Annotated in this window: 14 protein-coding genes; 9 read left to right on the top strand and 5 right to left on the bottom strand. The window is 37.8% G+C overall.

Features of this window, described 5'->3' with window-relative positions; translation table 11 throughout:
- Position 1: 1 nt before the first annotated feature.
- The 3 genes from M9949_00140 to M9949_00130 are packed head-to-tail and all read left to right on the top strand — an operon-like array spanning position 2 to position 2,326.
- On the top strand, positions 2-760 hold the full coding sequence (locus tag M9949_00140) for an ATP-binding cassette domain-containing protein (protein ID MCO5249814.1): 759 nt from the start codon (positions 2-4) through the stop codon (positions 758-760).
- Between the two features lie 4 nt (positions 761-764).
- The gene (locus M9949_00135) at positions 765-1,736 is read left to right on the top strand and encodes an MlaD family protein (GenBank protein ID MCO5249813.1); all 972 of its coding nucleotides are present in this window, start codon (positions 765-767) and stop codon (positions 1,734-1,736) included.
- Positions 1,733-2,326 (top strand): M15 family metallopeptidase, encoded by a 594-nt coding sequence (locus M9949_00130; protein ID MCO5249812.1) that lies wholly within the window; start codon positions 1,733-1,735, stop codon positions 2,324-2,326. The genes M9949_00135 and M9949_00130 overlap by 4 nt, the downstream gene beginning before the upstream one ends.
- Here the strand turns inward: M9949_00130 and M9949_00125 are convergent.
- The 4 genes from M9949_00125 to M9949_00110 form a co-directional block, all read right to left on the bottom strand.
- A complete protein-coding gene (locus M9949_00125; GenBank protein ID MCO5249811.1) occupies positions 2,323-2,679 on the bottom strand; it encodes an MmcQ/YjbR family DNA-binding protein in 357 nt (118 codons plus the stop codon). The genes M9949_00130 and M9949_00125 overlap by 4 nt on opposite strands.
- 3 nt (positions 2,680-2,682) lie before the next feature.
- A complete protein-coding gene (locus M9949_00120) occupies positions 2,683-3,132 on the bottom strand; it encodes a septal ring lytic transglycosylase RlpA family protein (protein ID MCO5249810.1) in 450 nt (149 codons plus the stop codon).
- A gap of 195 nt (positions 3,133-3,327) precedes the next feature.
- A complete protein-coding gene (locus M9949_00115; GenBank protein ID MCO5249809.1) occupies positions 3,328-4,578 on the bottom strand; it encodes a T9SS type A sorting domain-containing protein in 1,251 nt (416 codons plus the stop codon).
- 198 nt (positions 4,579-4,776) lie between these two features.
- Positions 4,777-7,416, bottom strand: a complete 2,640-nt coding sequence (locus tag M9949_00110; protein ID MCO5249808.1) for a T9SS type A sorting domain-containing protein — start codon at positions 7,414-7,416, stop codon at positions 4,777-4,779.
- 218 nt (positions 7,417-7,634) lie between these two features.
- On the opposite strand from M9949_00110, the gene M9949_00105 reads away from it, so the two are divergent.
- The 4 genes from M9949_00105 to M9949_00090 all read left to right on the top strand — a co-directional run bounded on the left by M9949_00105 (position 7,635) and on the right by M9949_00090 (position 14,833).
- Positions 7,635-8,879 carry a DUF2130 domain-containing protein gene (locus M9949_00105; protein MCO5249807.1) on the top strand — a complete coding sequence of 415 codons (1,245 nt, stop codon included), beginning with the start codon at positions 7,635-7,637 and terminating at the stop codon, positions 8,877-8,879.
- Positions 8,880-8,990: 111 nt separating this feature from the next.
- The gene (locus M9949_00100) at positions 8,991-11,117 is read left to right on the top strand and encodes a PKD domain-containing protein (protein ID MCO5249806.1); all 2,127 of its coding nucleotides are present in this window, start codon (positions 8,991-8,993) and stop codon (positions 11,115-11,117) included.
- Positions 11,118-11,163: 46 nt separating this feature from the next.
- Positions 11,164-11,853, top strand: a complete 690-nt coding sequence (locus M9949_00095; protein MCO5249805.1) for a T9SS type A sorting domain-containing protein — start codon at positions 11,164-11,166, stop codon at positions 11,851-11,853.
- A 103-nt stretch (positions 11,854-11,956) separates the two neighbouring features.
- On the top strand, positions 11,957-14,833 hold the full coding sequence (locus M9949_00090; GenBank protein MCO5249804.1) for a PKD domain-containing protein: 2,877 nt from the start codon (positions 11,957-11,959) through the stop codon (positions 14,831-14,833).
- On the opposite strand, the gene paaZ is transcribed toward M9949_00090, so the two are convergent.
- Complete coding sequence (gene paaZ, locus M9949_00085) at positions 14,834-16,876, bottom strand: phenylacetic acid degradation bifunctional protein PaaZ (protein ID MCO5249803.1); 2,043 nt, start codon at positions 16,874-16,876, stop codon at positions 14,834-14,836.
- Positions 16,877-17,098: 222 nt separating this feature from the next.
- On the opposite strand from paaZ, the gene M9949_00080 reads away from it, so the two are divergent.
- Together M9949_00080 and M9949_00075 are read left to right on the top strand one after the other, a co-directional pair.
- Positions 17,099-18,625 (top strand): AbgT family transporter, encoded by a 1,527-nt coding sequence (locus M9949_00080; GenBank protein MCO5249802.1) that lies wholly within the window; start codon positions 17,099-17,101, stop codon positions 18,623-18,625.
- 25 nt (positions 18,626-18,650) lie between these two features.
- Positions 18,651-21,638 carry a ChaN family lipoprotein gene (locus tag M9949_00075; GenBank protein ID MCO5249801.1) on the top strand — a complete coding sequence of 996 codons (2,988 nt, stop codon included), beginning with the start codon at positions 18,651-18,653 and terminating at the stop codon, positions 21,636-21,638.
- Positions 21,639-21,834 lie beyond the last annotated feature (196 nt).

The raw sequence follows: 21,834 nt of genomic DNA, 5'->3' as shown, positions 1-21,834 counted from the left end.
ATTGGAAGACGATTTTATCATAGAAGCTCAGAATATAACTGTCAGGTATGGTGAGCTCACAGTATTGGAAGATGTGAATTTCAAAATTCGCAGAGGCGAAATTTTTGTTATAGTAGGAGGGAGCGGTTGTGGCAAATCAACTTTACTGAGGCAATTAATCGGGTTGGAAGTTCCCACCGAAGGGCAAATTCTAATTGAGGGCGAAAATCTGAGTGATGCTTCAGTAGAAGATTCATCATCAATTATGAAGAAATTTGGGATTCTTTTCCAATCCAATGGATTATTTGCTTCTATGACTATTGGTGAAAATGTAAAATTGGCACTTGACAGCAATACTTCACTTGATGATGAAACTGCGGACAGAATCATTGATATTAAGTTGAATTCCGTTGGCTTACTTAATTATAAGAATTTTTATCCATCAGAAATAAGTGGCGGTATGCAAAAAAGAGCAGCTTTAGCCAGAGCTATGGCATTGGACCCCGATATTCTGTTTTTTGACGAACCTTCGTCGGGATTAGACCCTCTGACAGCTTCGGCATTAGATAAGTTGATAATCGAACTGAACGCAGGACTAAACACAACTATGGTTATCATTACACATGACTTGGCAAGTATTTTGAATATCTCACACAGAGTTTTGATGCTTGATAAAAGCGTCAAAGGGGTAATTACCGAAGGTAAACCTGAGGAATTACTCAATATGAAAGAGAATGAATTAGTTTATAATTTCTTTAATAGAATTCCGATAGTAGGGTAGTATCATGACAAAAAAAAGAAAAAAAACGTCCTCTGCATTTCTTATTGGACTTTTCGTAATTTTCGGAACAATACTGATGGCTGGTGCTATTATTTGGCTTGGCGCCGGTAAGTTTCTGAAAAAACAGATATACTTTGTGACATATTTTGAAACTTCAGTTGAAGGACTCGATGTAGGTTCTGCAGTTAAATATCAGGGTGTGCCTGCCGGTCGAATCGTTAATATCGCTGTGGCTCCCGACGGGAGATTAGTAGAGGTTATAATGCAAATTAACGAAAATATCGAAATCAACGATGCTTTACGTGTCCAACCGGCTATGTCAGGAATTGCAGGTGGCAGTTTCTTGCAATTGCATTATCCTACAGATGAAAAAATCGCTACGATTTTCCCCGAAATTAATTTCGAGCCTCCGTACGAATATATCAGGTCGGCTCCTTCGAGTTTGGAAGAGATGTCGCTGGCAGCTCGGGAAGTCATGAATAACCTTAGTAAGCTCGACGTTGAGGGCATTTCCCTGAATACGATTAAATTTTTGCAAGTTACATCTGATTTTTTTGGGTCTGATGACATGAAACTTATGATGAAAAATTTTGCTCAAGCTTCATCACGATTTGATAATATTTTGCAAGAGCTTGATGAATCAGCGGCAATTGACAATCTCACAAAAACTACTGAAGTATTTTATGAAACTTCTTTGCAACTTAGTGATGTGGTTGACAATCTGAACAATCAAATTACCGACGCAAGGATTCCATATCACATCGAGGGTATGTCTTTGAGTTTCGATTCAACTATGCAACATGCAAATGAAATTATTGGAGTACTTGGGTATCGTGCACAAACCTCAATTTTGACTTTGCAGGAGACTATGAACGAATTCCGCCGCTCAAATAAAGATTTGCAGAATGTTCTAAGGGGGCTTTCGGACGACCCATCTTCAATATTTTTAACTGAACCACCTCCAAAGGAACGATGAAAATTATTACTCTGTTACTCTCTGTTTTATTCCTTACCGGAATGAATACTACGCCAATTAAAGATAGTTCGATGTCTTTCGAGCAATCTATTGAAGGAACTAAAGCACCTAAAAGCATCATTGATTCGCTTGAAATCATCACCGTCGAATACTATGATGCCAACGGCAAATTACGCTCGGGACAATTTGTGCTGAATATTGCGGTAGCTCAAGATGTGAAAGAAGCTTTTGAGATACTTAAAAAGACGAAATTCCCCGTTGCTAAGGTCATTCCTATTGTAGAATTTGCTTGGGATGATAATGCTTCGATGAAAGCAAATAATAGTTCCGCTTTCAATTACAGATTCATCGCCGGCACAGAGAGGCTTTCCCATCATGCAACAGGTAGGGCAATTGATATTAACCCTATTCAAAATCCGGTAATTTACGCTGATGGCAAAATATCACCAAGGGGCGCCAAGTATAATCCCAAAGTTCCGGGCACATTTACAGCCGATTCCGATATAGTGATATTCTTAAAATCTCGCGGTTGGCGATGGGGTGGAGATTGGACTTCTTTCAAGGATTACCACCATTTCGACAAACCCTAATTGCTGAGTAGTTCGTCCCGTTGTTTCTTTTTCAAGCTCGCGAATATCAATTCGTATGAATGGTCAATGAGTTCACACATCAAGGTGTCATCTACTTCGCCGCCGGGTTCGACAGTATTCCATAGCTTTTTATTCATGTGATAACCCGGAATGATATTGCTATATCGTTCCCTGAGCTCGATTGCACGCTCAGGGTCGCATTTCAAGTTTACTGTAAAAGGAATTTTTACGACATCGGTAATTGCGAATATTTTTCCTCCGACTCTCAAACATAAAGTAGTTTCGTCAAATGGGTAATCCTCAGTTGCACCTTTTTTGGCAAGGCAATATTCTCTCAATTCTGCAATATCCATATTTTACTCCATTATTGTGATTTCAACTTCAATTACGCCGTCTCTAATCATATCCAATGCTTGAGCGGCAGCTTTAGACAAATCTATTACTCGAGAGCCGGAAAATGGTCCTCTGTCGTTAATTTTCACCATTACACTCCTACCATTTTTCAGATTTTTCACGTCTAAAATTGTCCCGAAAGGTAGAGTTTTATGGGCGGCAGTAAGTTTGTTCATATCAAAAACTTCGCCGCTTGCAGTTCGTTTCCCATGAAAAGCATCCGCATAATAAGAAGCTTTGCCGTAAAATACTTCACCTTTGCTCAAATTTTCTTCATATCCTGCATCGCCGCTATCCGAAAATCTGACCGATGACGAACAGCTAACAACAAAAGCACACGAGATTATCAATAATATTAATTTAAAATTCCTGTTACAGTTGAGCATTTTCACATCATTTTGTTTATAGTTCATAATGCTTTATTAGCTCATTTATCATGCCAAAAAAAATTTTGTTTAAAAGAGGTGTCTCTTATATTCGGGATAATGAAATCTTTACACAAAAAAAAGCCCGACTATTTTGCCGGGCTATTTTTTTAGAATTGTATAAATTATCTAATTTAAATTCACCAAGAGTTTCCTTGCCCTTTTTCATTTTCAACTCCATTTTTACTTTTTAATAAATTTTAAATTAAATTCATCTACATTTAAAAAATAAAACCCGGAAATCAAGCCTGAAATATCAATTTCAAGATAAAAAGTCCCATCAAGAACTGTTTGTCCGTACAAATTTGTTATTTTGAACTTTCTTTCTCTTTTGATTAAATCAGTCACTTGTATAATTTCACTAGCAGGATTTGGATAGATGCGAGGGGCTATTTCACTTTTTTTTCTGAGTAATTCTTCTACATTTGATGGCAATAGCACTCCACCTTCATTGTAAACTTCAAGAACGTATTTGTCTTTTACGTCACTTCTGCAATGTATCCATTTGTTATTATATTTATCAACTGAAATGAATCGAACATCATCAGCTGTTAAGCCCGAATTTGAACTATTCAAGTTTGTCCAATTTTCACCATCAAATCTATACAAACCGCTGTAATAACTTCCTGTCCATATTATATCATTACTGTCAATGGCTATTGCTCCAAATTGGTGGTCTGCAATTGCTGAATTATGTTTATCATATATAGACCACGTATTCCCATCATACTTAATCAATCCACCTAATGAATCGGAGTATAGATGTCCTGCAACAAACCACTTGTTTCCTTTGGAATCAAAATCAATATCCCATGACCAATTGATACTTGTTATACCTGTATTCTCGCCATTATAAGGAATAAATTCACCATCGTTAAACTTCGCAATTCTGTATGGGGAATAGTCATTTGTTACCCAGATTGCGCCATCCTTATCAATCGCCAAATAAACTATATAACCGTTGGTTTCAAGATGTTCGAAATGGAAAACCTCCCAATCAGTACCGTCAAATTTTGCGAGTCCTTGTTTTGTAGCACACCAAATATTATTTTCGCTATCAACGGCTAAATCATACACTCTGTTATCAGGAAGCCCCGAATTGCTTGATGTAAAATTTTCGAAATTGCCATTAGAGTATTTGTAAATCCCATTGAATCTGGTTGAATACCAAATATTTTTTCCTTTATCTTGCGCAAAACTACTTACAAAAGGATCTTTTGCTAAAGTATCAATTTCTAAATTTTCTAAATTGATTCGTAAAATACTTTCATTGCCAGTTAAATAAATACTATTGTCAATTGCTGTAATGTCCCAAGGCGATTGTATATCATGAAAATACATCCACTCAGGATTTTCGGCGTGCGTACCAGGTGGTTTGAGAAATATGATTGTATGTACCAATAGGTACAGAAATATAATAAATTTACTTTGCATAAAACCTCCATACAAAAATTAAAAAAGTGGCATACTATTTCAAACGGAATTTCTGAGGTGTCGAATACTAAACACAATTCTATTTGAGGATAGTCCTGTTTTTATAAACATAAATAATTTTTTCAGATTAACCAAATTTTTAAACAAAAAAAAAAGCTGCCCATTAGGACAGCTTTTAAAAAGTTAATCTTATGCGACTTATTTATTTACTACGAATTTGCCGTTTATGCGTCCGCCATTATATTCAATCATGAATATATATATACCCGGTACTAAATTCGCAGTGTTGAGCTGTAATCGGTTCTCGCCTGATTGGGTCGCATAATTGTCTATTTTTTGAATTTCACGCCCAAGCATATTAACAATCTTGATATTCGTATTTACAGATTTGTCCATATCGAATACGATGTAAGTCGCATCAATTGCCGGATTAGGATATGCAAAGGTTTCAGTTTCGGAAGTAAAATCTTCAACCGAAGCCGGGTTTAAAGTGCTGAATGTCCAAGTATTTGACCATGGTGCTTCGCCATCTTCGTTCCAAGCTCTAACTCTCCACCATAATTGCGAATCGTACGGCATATCATAAACAAGTTTAGAATTTTGCCAAATGCTTGAACTGCTATAAAATACGGTGCCTTCTGCAAAGTTATTCGTAGTGGCAATTTGCAATTCATATCCGAATGCTCTATCAACTTCTGCCCAATTGAATGTGAAGAAATTCGGCAATTCAGTTGCATTATTTGACGGCGATACCAATTGGACTTGGTCTTCCGGTGCAATGTCTTTAGTTCTGAATCTGAATTCATTCGACCATTCACCTTGACCGCCTTTATTAATCGAAGCCACTCTCCAATGATAATTGGTGTAACGTTCGACAAAGGCTGCAATGTTCATTTTTGTATCAATCAAAATACTATCAATTACAATCGAAATAAAATCAAAATCTAATGCTAATTGTACGCGGTATAATTCTGCTTCGTCCTCTATTCTCCAGATTAAATCCTCGCTAAATGGGACTTTGATTGCACCATTGAGAGGCGACAATAGTAAAGGTGCATTTGCCGGTTTAGTTCCGGTGCTGAATCTGAAAATTTCTGACCACAGGCTTATTCCGTCGCTATTTATTGCTCTGACTTGCCAATAATAGGTTGTTTCTTCCTCGAACTCTTCACCAGCAAAAGTGAAACTTGTGGAGTTAATATTATTAGATGTTTTGTAGATAACACTGAACAAGCTGTCCTTAGATACTCTTATTTGATAACTTAAAGCTTCATCTACTGCTTCCCAAGTGAAAATCGGATAGATTGAAACACTCGAACTAAAATTGTCCGGTTTGAGCAATACAGGAGGTTGGATGAGAGTTTTAAACATATACGAATTTGACCAATCTCCAACACAACTTCCCAAACGAGCTCTTACTTGCCAATAGTAAACAGTATTGTTCTCAGGAAGATTTATAGTTAAACTGGTTGATGCCAATAATGCTGTATCTACGATTGTAGTCGCAAATGTTGGGTCTGCAGATACTCGAACGTCGAATAAATCCAATGCGGAGAGTTCTTCCCATTCTAATGTTACTTCCATTGGCAATCCAACTGCGCCATCAACAGGAGATACAAAATTCGGTTGGATTTGGGTAGTTCTGAATTTACGAGCTGCCGACCACAAACCGTTATTGTTTGCGTCTTGAGCTTTTATTCTCCAATAGTGTTCAGTCATTGGCAATTCCAAAAGCACCGAAACTTCGGTTTCGGTAATATTATCAATATCGAACAAAATATTATTGAAATTTGCCGAATCAGCAATTTGAATTCTATATTTTGTAGCAGATTCGACTGCTGTCCATTTGAATAAATTATCTACCATCGAAACACATATTTCATTATCCAATGGTGAAATCAAATTAGTGCTTCTATACGGAGTTTTGAATGAGAAATTATTTGTCCAATCACTCAAGCATCCGTCCACGACTACAGCTATTCTCCAATAATAAGTAGTATTGTAAACTTCACCGATTACAAAAGTAAAAGTTGTATCAGCTAAGTCAACAGTGTCAACTTCTGTTTCCGCAAAAGTTGGGTCGGTCGAAATCTGAAGTAGATAGCTATCGGCATTTTCCACTGCCTGCCATTCCAATGTTGCCCCGAAAGGAAGTTCCGGGAATAGTGCAGTTCCATAAGATAGATTTTCGGGCAAAGATTGAATAGCCAAAGCTGTTTTAGTAGTAAATGTTCTAATTAACGACCATTCGCTAATACAAGTGCCCTTGAGTGATGACACTTGCCAAAAGTATTTTGTGTTGTAATTTGGCAACTTGATTGTAATTGTACTGTCGGTAATATTACTTTTGCTGTAAACAATATTTGCAAAATTAGTATCAGAGGCAATCCTGATATTGTAAAATTCTGCACCATTTTTTGTCCAATTGAATTCTACATTCAAATCAGTACAAAGAATTCCATTATTGGGACTGACCAAATCGACAGGAGCCGCTTTTGTATAAAAGGAGAATGGGCTTGAAGTTCCCATTTCACCGCCCGAATAAACAGCAGTAACTCGCCACCAGTAGCGTTTGCCCCAATCGTTCAAACTGACTGTTAATTCAGTTGTAGTCAAGTTTGGTTGATTAAGTACAAAATCTTCAAAATCGGGGTCTTCTGAGATTTGGACAGTATAGCTTTGTGCCAAGTTTGTCGGTTCCCACTTCAAATCAATTGTCAATGACTGGCAATTGTTGTTGTTTGTGGGAAGCAATAAGGTCGGAGGCACTTGAGAGTAAGCGTAATGTTGCATCACAATAAATAGTAACGCCAATACAAGAGGTTTGAATGTTTTCATTTTTATCACCATAAAATTTAAAATTTTTTTTCATCTTTACAAATATACTTAATAACGTCAAAGTACACCCTTTTGTTACAAAAGAGCTTAAAATTCTAAGACGAATTACCGTGCCAAAAGATTGAATTGATGACTTCTAAAGTCGAAATTTGCTACAAAATTTCTTATATTGCATCTTTTACAGCAAACTTGTTAATTATTGTTTTGGAGAATTACCCATGACCGAAATTATCGTCGAATGTCCCAAGTGCCACAATAGATTTGGTGTCGAAGAAGTTATCAAATCGCAAATCGAAAACACAGTCAAACACGATTACGATAAGAAAATCAGCGATTACAAGCAAATTGTTGACACAGAAAGAGCAATGCTCGAAAAACAAAAAAGTGAAATTGGCAAACAGCGACAAGAAATCGAAGCAATGATTCAGAGCGAATTGAAACTCCGGCTCAATTCCGAGCGTGAGCAAATCGGCAGGAAGTTTGCAACTGATTACGAAGAAAAGCTGAAAATGCTCGAACACGATGCACAATCAGCCAAAGAAGAAAATCTCAACCTCAGACGCAAACAAAACGAATTGCTCAAAACTCAAGAAGAGCTAAACAAAATGAAACAAAATCATGAGTTGGAGCTCGAAACAAAACTTTTGGAGCAACGCCTTTCCTTACGCAATGAAATCGAAAGCAATTTGAGCCAACAATTTGAACTTCAGAAGAGAGAACTCGAGAAAAAATTGGACGACCAAAGAAAATTAGCTGAGGAAATGCGTCGCAAAGCCGAACAAGGCTCGATGCAAATGCAAGGCGAAGTTCAGGAACTGATTCTGGAGGAATTCCTTTCCGCTAAATATCCGCGAGATTTGATTTCCGAAGTGCCAAAAGGCAAAAGTGGAGCAGACATTATACACACAGTTCGCAATCCAATGAATGCCGAATGTGGCAAAATCGCTTACGAGAGCAAACGTACATTGAATTTCAACAAGGAATGGATTGCCAAGCTCAAAGACGATATGATTGCTATCAAAGCCGATATCGGGGTGTTGGTGACCCAAACTATGCCACAAGGCGTCAAATCATTTTGCAATATTGACGGAATTTGGGTTTGCAGCTTTGGCGAATTTGAAAGCGTCGTAGCAGTTTTGCGTGAGATGCTACTTTCAGTCAACCAAGTCAAACTCCAAGAGACAAACAAAAGCGATGCCAAAGAAATGATATATAACTACCTTACAAGCAACGAATTTAACCAACGCGTTACCCAAATCGTTGACACATTCAACAAAATCCGCGACGGAATCAACAAAGAGCGAACCCAAATGACCAAAATCTGGGCGATGCGCGAAAAACAAATCGAATCCATAGTGCTTGGTATGTCCGAAATGTTTGGTTCAATCAAAGGCTATGGCTTGCAGGCAATCGAAGAAACAGATTTCATGATGCTCGAATCTAACGATGGAGAAGATGAATAATTAAATATTGCTATTTTCAAATTTTTTGCAACGCAGAGCACTTTGATGTGTCATAGTAAATAGAGGGCAGATAAAATTTGCCGAATTATTTTCTATTTTGGGAGTCGAAAAATGTTGTTTACGCTCAGACTCATCGCTATTGCCGCATTCATCTTTGCGGCGAACCTCAATCTATTTTCCCAACAAGATACAAGCGGCTGGGTGCAGTCGGGGGATAATATATTGCTCAACAAGCATGATATTGGTACAATACTACAAGCCGGTCTATCCTCAACGGGGGACAGCATTTGGACATTCTCTGACGACGACGGCTACTATTTCAGGATTTGGGAGTTGAAGTCAGGAATTATGGTACATGAGAAGACACTAAGTGATAGATATTTCATATCTGCGGATTTCCAAACTTATCACAACAATCATGCAACTGAGTTTAAACTTTATGATATTAAAACTGATTCATTGTTGTTAAGTCATAATTTCTTTACTTCCGTATATGATGATGTGCAAGCAGCTTCATTTCACTACGATTCCAAACGCACATTGCTGCATATGGCATACTATAATTGGGAATACAATAGCCGAGGACCTATACCAAAAAGAGGGATGAAGGTGTATAAACTGTCCGATGTTCCAGAGTTAATTAATCATAATAGTATTGAAATTGGTTTTAAGTTGAATCATGATTATACGAGAATGGCATTTCCAAGAGAAAACAATTCTATCGCAACTTATGATATCGTCAATCAAAAGTTTACAGAACTCGGTTATACCGGACAAATGATAACTTCAGTATTGTTTACCTCAAATCCTAAACATGTTTCAGCTAGATATGCCGGGAATATTTTATCAATTTGGAATGTTAATACAAAACAAATGATTAGTAAAACTAATTTAAAACAAAAATTTTTTACTTATAGCTTTGCAGATAATGACAAATTTATTGTTGGTGAAGTCAATTTCTGTTTTGTCCTGATTGATATTATTACCGGCGCACTCATAGAGTCAACAGAACATTACTTGGTAAATATTAGATATATTCTAGGTAATAGTCCTCACGGATTTGTTTTTATATCGGATAACAAATTTGGACTTGTAAATTTTGATATTTTGGGCGATAAGGATATTATTCAATTCGCCCCTGATTCTTCTCTAATCTATGCGGGAAATAGTGCCACATTGCACAATCTCAGTAATTTCGAATATGATTCAATTGAATGGGAATTATCAGACGGACGCAAATCAAATCAAGAAACACCAAGTTTTGATTTTAACACACCCGGTTTGTTTGATGTTACACTGAGATTGACTAAAGATGGTGAATTATTTACTTTAACAAAGAAAAACATTATTGAGGTTTATCCCGTTATGGAAGTTGATTTCGATTCGGACGTAAAATATGGTAAGTCGCCGCTTACTGTTCAATTTGAAGATAAATCAAGCGGAATAGTTGACGAATATATTTGGAAAGTTAATGATGAAGTTTTCTCAAAGGAAAAGAACCCTAAATATGTTTTTACTACATCGGGCAGATTTAATATCAGTTTAACTGTCAGGGACAGACTTTCAACCAAAGTTATAACTAAACCATATTTTATTCAAGTAGATAGAGAAAATATCGAATTTTTAGAGGTATTGATTAGCAGGTCTGAATTATTTTGGAACACGGAATCTCCACCAAAACACGAGGATTTTATTAGTGTAGTCCAAACTGTAAAACAAGAAGATACATTGAATATTATTTTGAGCCTATCTTCATATGTTACGTGGGATGATGGATTTCATCATGCTACATTTGACAATTTTCTTCAATTAAATTCTAAAGATTTAAACTTAGTAAGAAGTAGCTCTTGGAATTATATTTATTGGGGTATGACAGTTTCTTCATATTCTAATTTAATTTATCATAACAATTCCTTTTTTTATTCTAAACATGGACGGTCTGCCGATAATCCTTCATTTCTTAGTAGAATTTCGACTATTGACAATAAACATCAAATGGAATCAAAATATATCAATTTCCCTATGCGAAATGGCAAGAAAGTCTTAAGTTTTGATGATGATAAATTAGTGGTATGCGGTACAAGTAGGCTTGGTCAAACAAATATTTACATGTTTAATTCAGTTTTTGAATTATTTAATCAAGATTCAATCCAAGAATTCATGATTGATGCCGTAAATTTTATGATAAAAAACCATTTTTACAATGCTTACAAAAGACACAGTAGTTTCGATTTATAACCTAATTTTTTATGATTTAAATTTAGAAATTAAAGAGATTTATTCTTTGAGTTTACCTAACGAAATTGTCATTAATTCAATGCTATTGTTACCCGGGAAAAAAATTGCAATAGGTGGCTCAATTGGCACTCCTGCAATCGGCTTTTTGGGCGTGATTGATGCAAAAGGTAATCTCTTGTGGCACAAATCTTTTCCTGATTGGCAAAATTTTAATAAATTACATTTGAACAGAAACAATTTCTTTGCATCAGGTCTAAATTATGATAAAGACATTGGTTTTGTTGAAATAAACCAATATGGTTCAGATTACATTGATAATCGTTTATTTAATGTTTATACAAATATTTCAGGCTTGGATATACTATCAGATAGTGTTTTAATTTTAACTTACTACTTTAATGATTCTTTTAGATTGTATATAACGCAAGTTCGCTACACTCCTTTAGGTCAAACGATTGATTCAGTTGATACAACAACAACAATCAATGGTTCCCACTCACTCCTCCCCGTCCCAAACCCCGCAGAAAATTCTGTGACGCTGCAATTTGCTGAGGCGCAACTTGTGCAAAAGGTGCAAGTTTATGACTATTCGGGTATCGAGGTGATGCAATTCACGCTTCCGCAATCGCCGGTTTACGAAATTCAATTGCCGTTGCATGCGCTCAGTGTCGGCATGTACCACGTTACTGTGACTACCGATTCGGGCATCTTACGAACAAAATTTATAAAATATTAGATTTTTTCAAAATTTTTTGCAACGCTGAGCACTTTGAAGTGTCATAGTAAATAGAGGGCAGTTCAAATTTGCCGAATTTATTTTCTATTTTGGGAGTCGAAAAATGTTGTTTATGCTTAGACTCGTCGCTATCGCCGCATTCATCTTTGCGGCGAACCTCAACCTTTTTTCCCAACAAGACACAAGCGGCTGGGTGCAGACGGGGAATAATATATTGCTCAATAAGCATGAAATTGGTACAATTCTTCAAGCTGGTCTATCCACAACGGGTGACAGCATTTGGACATTCTCTGACGACGACGGCTACTATTTCAGAATTTGGGAATTGAAGTCGGGCATGATGGTGTATGAGAAAACACTTAGTGCAAGGTATTTCATATCTGCAGATTTCCAAACCTATCACAACAATCATCCTACTGATTTTAAACTTTATGATTTGAAATCAGATTCATTGTTGTTGAATTATAAATCTTTTAAAATTGGTCATATATCACCGAGTGCTAGTTGTCATTATGACTCAAATCGCAAATTACTGCATGTTGCTTTTTCTTATATTTTTGTTCAAGACCCTTATTACGAAGAGATAAAAGGTATGCATATTTACAGATTATCTGAAAGTCTTGAATTTCTCCATACTTTTCCTATAGAAATTGGCTTTACGTTGAATCATGATTTTACAAGAATGGCATTTCCAAGAGAAGAATATATTATTTCCATATATGATATCGTTAATCAAAAGTATGCAGAAATTGGAAAGACAAATCTCAGAATAACAAGGATGTTGTTTACATCAAATCCTGATTATGTTTCAACCCAAGATGCGGGAAATAATTTAACAATTTGGGATGTAAATTCCCAAAAAATGATTAGTAAAACCCCTTTAAAGCTATTTAAATTAATTAGTTATTGCTTTTCGGATGATGACAAATTTCTGGCTGCTAATGCAAATAACAGATTCTACCTTATTGACATGATTACCGGAGTAGCCATAGACTCAACAGAGCAAAATGATTTTGAAAAATTTCGATTTCTGATTCGTAAAAGCCACCTCGGTTTTGTTTTTATAACAAATAATAAATTTGGACTTGTGAATTTTGATATTCTGGGCGACCAAGATATCATTCAATTCGCTCCTGATTCTTCTCTAATCTATACCGGAAATAGTGCCACATTGCACAATCTCAGTAATTTCGATTATGATGCAATTGAATGGGAGCTTTCGGATGGACGCACAACCTTGCATCCTAACCCAACTTTGGTTTTTGATTCAGTAGGATTCTACGATGTGACATTGAAATTAGTCAAAGATGGGAAAGAATTTAAAATCACAAAGAAAAACTGTATTGAGGTTTATCCGGTTCTTGAAGTTGATTTCGATTCGGATATCAAGTATGGCAAGTCACCACTTACAGTTCAATTTGAAGATAAGTCAAGCGGAATCGTTGACGAATACGTTTGGAAAGTTAATGATGAAGTTTTCTCGAATGAAAAAAATCCTCAATATGTTTTCACTAAATCGGGAAGGTTTAATATTAGTTTAACTGTCAGGGATAGACTTACAACCAAAGTTATAACTAAACCTTATTTTATCCAAGTAGATAGAGAAAATATCGAATTTTTGGAGGTATTAATGGGCAGAGCAATACCATTTTGGAACCCAAATGGTCATGTTGAACACGAGGATCATATTGGTTTAGTTCAAACCATTAAACAAGATGATACATTGAATATTGTTTTGAGTCTTTTTTCTCATGTGTCGTGGGATAATGGAAGTGCTTCTTTTTGTTTTGACGGCTTTCTACAAGTTAATCCGGATGATTTGTCTTATTATAATTTATCCGGTTGGGAAACAACTCTTAGAATATCGATGTACAACAGTTCGGTTTCTAATCTTTCTTTCAATAATAACAACTTTTTTTATTGCGCGCATGGTGTTGGTGAAAGTTATCCGAGTTCAGACAAAAATTTCACTGCATTTAATAAAATCTCAAAAGTTGAAAATAAAATTGAACTAAATACTAAAATTATCCATTTTCCAATGCGATATGGCAAGAAAGTACTAAGCTTCGATAATGATAAATTAATTGTATGCGGTACAAGTAGACTTGGTCAAACTAATATTTACAAATTCGATTCAGATTTTGAATTATTTAATCAAGATTCAATCCAAGAATTCATGATTGATGCAGTAAATTATGATAAAAACCATTTTCTAATGCTTACAAAAGACACAGTAAATTCAATCTACAGTCTTATCTATTATGATTTGAATTTGGAAATAAAAGAGATTTATCCATTGAGTTTACCTAACGAGATGGTGATTAATTCAATGTTATTGTTACCTGAGAATAAGTTAGCAATAGGTGGTACAATTGGGAATCAAACCATCGGCTTTTTGGGCGTGATTGATTTAAAGGGAAATCTCTTGTGGCACAAAACATTTCCAGATTGGCGAAATTTTAATAAATTATACTTGAACAGAAACAACTTCTTTGCTACAGGGCAGAATTTTGATAGAGATATCGGTTTTGTTGAGATAGACCAATATGGCTCAGATTATATTGATAATCGTTTATCAAATGCTTTTATGAATATTGCAGGATTAGATATATTATCCGATAGTGTAGTGATTTTAACCTATTATATTTCGAATGAATTACATTTATCAAAAGTTCGCTACAAACCTTTACCCCAAGCTCCAGTTAGTGTAGAAAATAGTTTCACCATTAGTAGATCCCACTCCATCCTCCCAGTCCCCAACCCCGCGGAAAATTTGGTGACGCTGCAATTTGCGGAATCGCAGATTGTGCGAAAGGTGCAAGTTTATGACTATTCGGGGATTGAGGTGATGCAATTCACGCTGCCGCAATCACCGGTTTACGAAGTTCAATTGCCACTGCATGCCCTCAGCACCGGCATGTACCACGTGACTGTGACTACGAATTCGGGCATCTTGCGAACAAAATTTATAAAATATTAGCTATTTGGCTTTTTGGGCAACAAGTGTCAAAATAGTTGCATTTGCGACTACTTCGTCGTGCTGATTCAGCACTTCGACGTCCCATTTCACTACGCCATGGTCAGCAATGTCTTCCTTGGGCTCTTTGATGGTTTTTTCTTTCACCGTCAGGAACACATGAATCGTATCGTTGACATAGACCGGCTTGATGAAACGCAACTCGTCTATTCCGTAATTCGCCATGACCGGACCGCGGCGCCCGTCAACAAAGAGACCTGCCGCAGCAGCAAGCACGAAATAGCCGTGAACCACTCTGCCTTCGAAAAGAGTGCCGTCTAATGCAGTAATGTCGGTATGAGCGTAAAAAGTGTCCCAACTAACGTTGGTGAAATTGACTATGTCGGTTTCGGTGACTGTGCGTCCGCGAGTTTCGTACGATTCGCCGATTTGCAAATCTTCGAAATGCTTACGGAATGGATGTATCAAATCTTCATGTCGTTTGGCGCCCTTCATCCACTGTTGCGATATATGGCTAATCGTTGTTGGGCTGCCTTGGATTGCCGTGCGTTGCATATAGTGCATTACTGCTCGGATGCCACCCAATTCTTCGCCGCCACCTGCTCTGCCGGGACCGCCATGCACAAGATGAGGCATCGGCGAACCGTGTCCGGTGGACTCTTTTGCACAATCTTTGTTTATAATCATTATTCGTCCGTGATTTGTCGCTGTGCCGAAAAATAGCTCTCGTGCGACTTCATCATCTGCAGTGAAAATCGAACCAACGAGGCTGCCCTTGCCCAAATTTGCCAATTGGACGGCTTCATCAATATTTTTGTACGGAATAAGCGTGCTGACGGGACCAAATGCTTCGATGTCGTGGATTTCGGTGCAATCAAAGGGATTATCGCATTGCAATAATGTTGGTGCAAAAAATGCTCCCTTGCTTCTGTCGGCGCCCACCACTTCGAGTTCTTCGAGCGAACTCGATATTATTTTGCCTGAACGGAGCAAATCCGCAACTCTTTCGCGGACTTCGACGACTTGGTCGAAACCTGCCAAGGGTCCCATTCTTACGCCATCAGTTTGCGGATTGCCGATGATATTTTTCTTCAAACGGCTGTTGATTGCTTTCCCAACTTCTTCAATCAAATTTTCGGGAACGATGGCGCGGCGGATTGAAGTACATTTTTGTCCCGCTTTGACGGTCATTTCCCGAACGATTTCCTTCACATATAAATCGAATTCCTCCATGTCGGGTGTGACGTCGGGACCTAATATCGAGCAATTCAGCGAATCGGCTTCCATGTTGAATCGAACCGAGTTTTGGAGTATGTTTTTGCTCGATTTCAATTTCATTCCCGTTGTAGCGGAGCCGGTAAATGTGATGACATCTTGATAATTTACATGCTCGAGCAAATCTCCGGCGCTACCGCAAATCAATTGCAAAGCTCCTTCGGGCAAAATTTTCGAATCAATTATTTCACGAACCATTGCTTCAGTTAGGTATGCTGTGAGCGACGCGGGTTTGATGATTGTTGGCAGACCTGCTAAAATTGAGGGTGCCATTTTTTCTAACATACCCCAGCATGGGAAATTGAACGCATTGATATGGATTGCAGCTCCTTCTAAGGGCACACAAATGTGGTGACCCACGAAAGTGCCGTTTTTGGAAAGTGGCTCGAGATTGCCGTCAAGGTAGAATGGTGTGTCAGGTAGTTCGCGGCGACCTTTGCTTGCGTATGTGAACAAAGTGCCGATTCCGCCTTCGATGTCAATCCACGAATCGGTTTTGGTGGCGCCCGTAGCCCACGATAAATCGTAGAAAATTTCTTTTTTGCTCATCAGGTGGTTTGCCAAAGCCTTCAATAGCCTTGCTCTTTCGTGGAATGTCATTTTTCGCAAAGCCGGGTTGCCGTGTTTGCGGGCATATTCCAACATTCCGCCAAAGTCTAATCCTTTGCTGCTGATTTCGGCAACTTTCTCGCCTGTCACTGCGTTGTACAAATTTTGTCCGGCTTCTGTGCCTTCTACCCAATGCCCTTCGGCGTAACTTTTCAATTTCATTTGCAATTCTCTTTGTTTGATTTTCGATTGTATCAAACAACGATAAATGCTAAAAAGTGTTGTTTAAAATTTTGGCAGGACTAAAAAACTATCTGCTTTTTACGAATTTTTTGGCTTTTTCGATAGACTTAAACGCTAAAATCTCTAACATTCATATTTTTTCTTTTCACTTCGCAAAATATCGGTAAATTTGAACTTTTGTATAGAACACAAAGGATGAAAATGAATATTAAAGAAAGTGCCTCTAAGTTATTTAACAAATCGTTAGACTATATTGAAATCATTGGTAATAAATTGCCGCACCCCGCAACCCTTTTCGCACTCCTTGCAGTCCTTGTAGCTATATTGTCGTGGATTGGCGGTCTGCTCGAGTGGCAGGTGATTCATCCGGCAGACGGCTCAATAATAGGAGTAAAGAGCCTCCTGAGTGGCGATGGGATTCGCTGGATATATACTAATGTGACTGCGAATTTTGTGAATTTCCCACCTTTGGGCTACGTTCTGGCTGTAATGATTGGTATCGGCGTTGCCGAAGGTTCGGGTTTGTTCACTGCTATGATTCGTGCTCTTGTGACAAATGCACCACCAAGATTGATTACAGGCTCCATCGTTCTCGCGGGAATTTTATCGCATCTTGCATCCGAAGCCGGTTACGTCATCCTGATTCCGCTCGGTATGATTATTTTCCATGCCTTAGGTCGCCACCCGATGGCAGGGCTTGCCGCAGCTTTTTGCGGCGTTAGTGGTGGTTTCGGTGCAAACTTTTTAATTGGCTCTGTGGACCCGATCCTCGCCGGACTTTCGCAATCTGCAGCCCAAATTGTTGACCCGGCAATGACTATCAACCCTGCCGTGAATTTCTATTTCATGTTTGCATCGGCGTTTGTTATCGTCGTTCTGGGTACTGTAATAACTGAAAAAATTGTCGAACCGCGACTAAAAGAATATACAGGGGACGCCGAAAGAGTACCTGTTGACAAAATGAACGATGTCGAAAAGAAAGCATTACGTTGGGCAGGGGTTAGCTTGCTTATTATTGTTATCGGATTCATATTTACAATTGTTCCCGAAAATGGTATTTTGCGTAATCCTGTAGATGGCGGCGTGCTTCATTCTCCATTTTTTGAAGGCATTATCACTGGGATTTTGTTGTTTTTCTTGGTTCCGGGCATAGTTTACGGATGGATTGTCGGTACAATCAGAAACGACAAACAAATGATGAAGCACATTATAACTTCGATGGGCACTCTGTCCACATATATCGTGTTGGTATTTTTTGCAGCACAATTTGTTTACTTTTTCAAATACAGCAATTTAGGCTTAATCGTTGCAATTAACGGTGCCGAATTTCTCAGAAACGTCGGCATGACAGGCATTCCGTTGATTGTAGCATTCGTGTTGCTTTCAGCGTTTATAAATATGTTTATGGGCAGTGCATCTGCAAAGTGGGCGATTATGGCTCCTGTGTTTATCCCGATGTTCATGCTTTTGGGCTATCACCCCGCACTCACACAAGCAGCTTTCCGAATCGGCGATTCAGTTACTAACCTCATCACTCCGATGATGAGTTACTTTGCTCTGATTGTGGCTTTTGCTCAACGATATGACGAAAAATACGGCATCGGTACAATTATTTCTACAATGTTACCGTATTCAATTCTGTTCACAATATTTTGGACAATATTATTAATTGTATGGATGTTGTTCGGAATTCCGGTCGGACCTGACGGTCCACTTTATTTGGATTGATATTATAAATTTAAAGGTTTTTGATATGAAATTATGTATATATATATTGTTAGGATTTTTTGCCACTATGTTGCATGCTCAAGAATATGTCATCTACGATACCAAAAGCGGGAAAGCTGTCACGGTAGAAGATATGGCAAAAAGAACTGCGGATTTCGATGTAATTTTCTTTGGTGAATTCCATGACGACAGTTTGATTCATGTTATTCAATACGAATATTTGAAGAGTGTGTATAAATTGGACAAAAAAGTTGACATTTCGCTTGAAATGTTCGAACGCGATGTCCAAAAACATCTCGATGATTTCCGTACCGGTATAATTGATGAAGAGGAATTTCTCAAAAATTCTCGCCCTTGGGGAGATTATAAGAAATTCTACAAAGCACTCGTTGATTTGGCAAAGGAAAACGAGGCTTCGGTGATTGCAGCCAACATTCCGCGAAAATATGCAGCGATGTATGTCCAAGGTGGCATGACGAAAATCAATGATTTGCCCGATGAGGAAAAAGCATTCGTAGCAAGAGAAATGCTGCTGAAGGAAGATGATTACGCATTAAAATTCTTCAAAACTATGCTCAATTCCGAAACAAAGTTTGATTCGCTTACTCCAAATCAAGAAAACACGATGTTTCTCTACTATGGTGCTCAACTTATCAAAGACGAGACTATGGCTGAAAGCATCGTAATGCATCGCAATGACAATCCCAACCGCAAAATCATACATTTCAACGGTGATTTCCATTCAAACAGATACTTGGGAACTGTCCAAAAAGTTGCAGAACGCAACAGCAAACTCAAACTCGGCGTTATTACAGTAAAGTATTTTGGCGATGATGAGAGCGCCCCCAAATTTGATAAAAGCATGAAAAAAGAGGGCGATTTTGTGATTTATTCGAAAGAACCCAAGCGTGAACCGTTTCCTATGATGGGCGGAGGCTCGCACTTTGGCGAAAACAGCGTCGAAAAATTTGAAATCGAAGTCGTAATCATTCCTGAAAGTTCATCGCTCGTAGGCATAGCAAAACTCAAATTCAAAAATCCGGTACTTAAACGCTCAAGTGTCAAATTGCTGAATTCACTTGAAGTTTTAAGTGTCAGTAATCACACAGGCAAACTAAATTATACTATTAATAATGATGACCCAAATTATACAGAAATTGTATTCGACAACCCGACAATCAAAAATCAAAAGTACGGTGGCAATGGAATCAAAGAAGCAAATGATGTTACCATCACATACAAGGGCACAGTTTATAATCCGCCCGATGAAACGAACCTAATTCAGCGACATTCACGTACTGCAGGTATAATCTCAGCAAAACAAAACGAGGGGATATATTTGCCCGGTGGCTCATTCTACCCGCAAACTGACAAAGACATCGCCAAATTTGATGTCAAAATCACAATTCCGGCTGAATATACAATTGTAACAAGTGGCGAAATTGAAGTCACAAAATCCGGTACCAATTCTATATATACCATCACAAGCGAAAAGCCGATTGACGGTATGATTCTGGTAGGAGGGAAGTATAAGAAAGATTCCATTATATATAAGGATGTTGAATTTTCGGTTTACAAACTTGACGAAAAGGTCAAAAGCGAGGATTACCTCACAGCGATGAAGGAATATTACGACTTTTACACAGATTTGTTTGGACCTTATCCATATAAATCATTCCATGTAGTTGAGAACTTTTTCGCATCAGGATTTGGAATGCCGGGTTACACATTGCTTTCAGGCAGACTTATGGCGATGCCATGGGTAACGCTTTCGCCCGGCTCTTTAGCACATGAGTTCGTTCATAATTGGTGGGGCAACAGCGTCTTTGTGGACTATGAATCCGGCAATTGGTGCGAAGCTCTCACAACTTTTTCGACCAATTATTATTATAACGAGCTGACAGGAAACACTGCAGGCGCAGAAGATTGGAGGAAAAAAGCCTTGATTGCAATCGCCTCCCTTCCCGAAGACCGAAATTATCCTGTGTATGATTTCAAGTATCAAAAAGATACTTATGATGCCGTAGTTGGCTACTCCAAAGGAGCTTTTGCACTGTATGAAGTTTATAAGCTGTTTGGTAAAGAAATGTTTTTCGATGTTTTGAAGAAATTTGCAGATCGCAATTCCGGCAAAAGGGCTTATTGGTTCCACCTAACCGGACTATTCAATTCGGAAGCTAAAACCGCAAAACTCGATATTCCGACACGAAAAGTTTTCGACCAATGGCTCAAAGCAAAAGAAATCCCTGAACTGAGGTTGAAAAGCGTAATGATAGATTCAAATTTGGTATCTATCGAGATTGCTCAAGATTTGGATTATTATCTTTCGGTGCCGGTGCTATTCGAAGGCGACAATCAAAGCCGCAAAGAGTATTTCATTGTCAAAGATAGCGTGGAACTAATCTCCTACGACGCAGGATTTGAAGTCAAAAGAATTCATGTTGACCCGAATTACGAGGTTTTGCGTAAGCTTTACAAATGGGAGATGCCCTATAGTTTGAATCGCACAGTCAACGATAATCCGATTGTGGTCATTCCGTCGAGCGATTCGCACGATTATAATATGGCGTTGAAATTTGTGGAAATGCTGCACGAAAGCGGCTATAATTTCAAACATTATACTCAAGATGTCGTAACTGCCGAGATGGTCAACGAAAACTCATTGATTTTGCTCGGTAATATTGAAAATAATAGCACAATAGCTTCATTAGCACAAAAATTACCGGACGGAATGAAGTTGACTAAAGAGAATTTTCAATCCAATGAGCAAACTTTCCCGGTTAATGACCATATCTTAATGATGAATATAGACCACCCTACGAGCAATTCAAAATTATGTACAGTAATATATTTTGAACAACTTGCATCAATTCGTCCCTTTAGCCGTCTTTTTCATTACATGAGTTATTCCTTGGTGATGCTAAACAATAAAATGAGCGGTAGACCCGCTGCTCAACAAGAAATTTTCCCTTCCGGATTCGATCAAGACGAAACAGTTTTCATCAAACAATAAAAGATTTGGAAGAAGAATTATTGAAAAAAATGAAAGAAAAATGAAAAAAAATTTAAAAAAGTAGCTTATGAATCGAAAATTAATATTATATTACAAATAATTAAGAATCTTTTTGAAAATAGAAATTAAGAATTCGTTAAGTTATTTGACAATGGTTAAAAATGATTTGGGTATGCCAAGTGCAAATCATTTTGAT

Source organism: Candidatus Kapaibacterium sp. (genome assembly GCA_023957315.1).
In the GTDB taxonomy this organism is placed as follows: Bacteria; Bacteroidota; Ignavibacteria; order Kapaibacteriales; family UBA2268; genus PGYU01.
The sequence above is the reverse complement of the archived record's forward strand: the minus strand, read 5'-3'. Positions and strand labels throughout refer to the sequence as shown.

Coding starts and splice junctions, on each gene's coding strand:
- M9949_00135 (MCO5249813.1), top strand. CDS start 765: ATGACAAAAAAAAGAAAAAAAACGTCCTCTGCATTTCTTATTGGACTT.
- M9949_00090 (MCO5249804.1), top strand. CDS start 11,957: ATGTTGTTTATGCTTAGACTCGTCGCTATCGCCGCATTCATCTTTGCG.
- paaZ (MCO5249803.1), bottom strand. CDS start 16,876: ATGAAATTGAAAAGTTACGCCGAAGGGCATTGGGTAGAAGGCACAGAA.
- M9949_00125 (MCO5249811.1), bottom strand. CDS start 2,679: ATGGATATTGCAGAATTGAGAGAATATTGCCTTGCCAAAAAAGGTGCA.
- M9949_00075 (MCO5249801.1), top strand. CDS start 18,651: ATGAAATTATGTATATATATATTGTTAGGATTTTTTGCCACTATGTTG.
- M9949_00105 (MCO5249807.1), top strand. CDS start 7,635: ATGACCGAAATTATCGTCGAATGTCCCAAGTGCCACAATAGATTTGGT.
- M9949_00110 (MCO5249808.1), bottom strand. CDS start 7,416: ATGAAAACATTCAAACCTCTTGTATTGGCGTTACTATTTATTGTGATG.
- M9949_00115 (MCO5249809.1), bottom strand. CDS start 4,578: ATGCAAAGTAAATTTATTATATTTCTGTACCTATTGGTACATACAATC.
- M9949_00120 (MCO5249810.1), bottom strand. CDS start 3,132: ATGAACTATAAACAAAATGATGTGAAAATGCTCAACTGTAACAGGAAT.
- M9949_00100 (MCO5249806.1), top strand. CDS start 8,991: ATGTTGTTTACGCTCAGACTCATCGCTATTGCCGCATTCATCTTTGCG.
- M9949_00130 (MCO5249812.1), top strand. CDS start 1,733: ATGAAAATTATTACTCTGTTACTCTCTGTTTTATTCCTTACCGGAATG.
- M9949_00080 (MCO5249802.1), top strand. CDS start 17,099: ATGAATATTAAAGAAAGTGCCTCTAAGTTATTTAACAAATCGTTAGAC.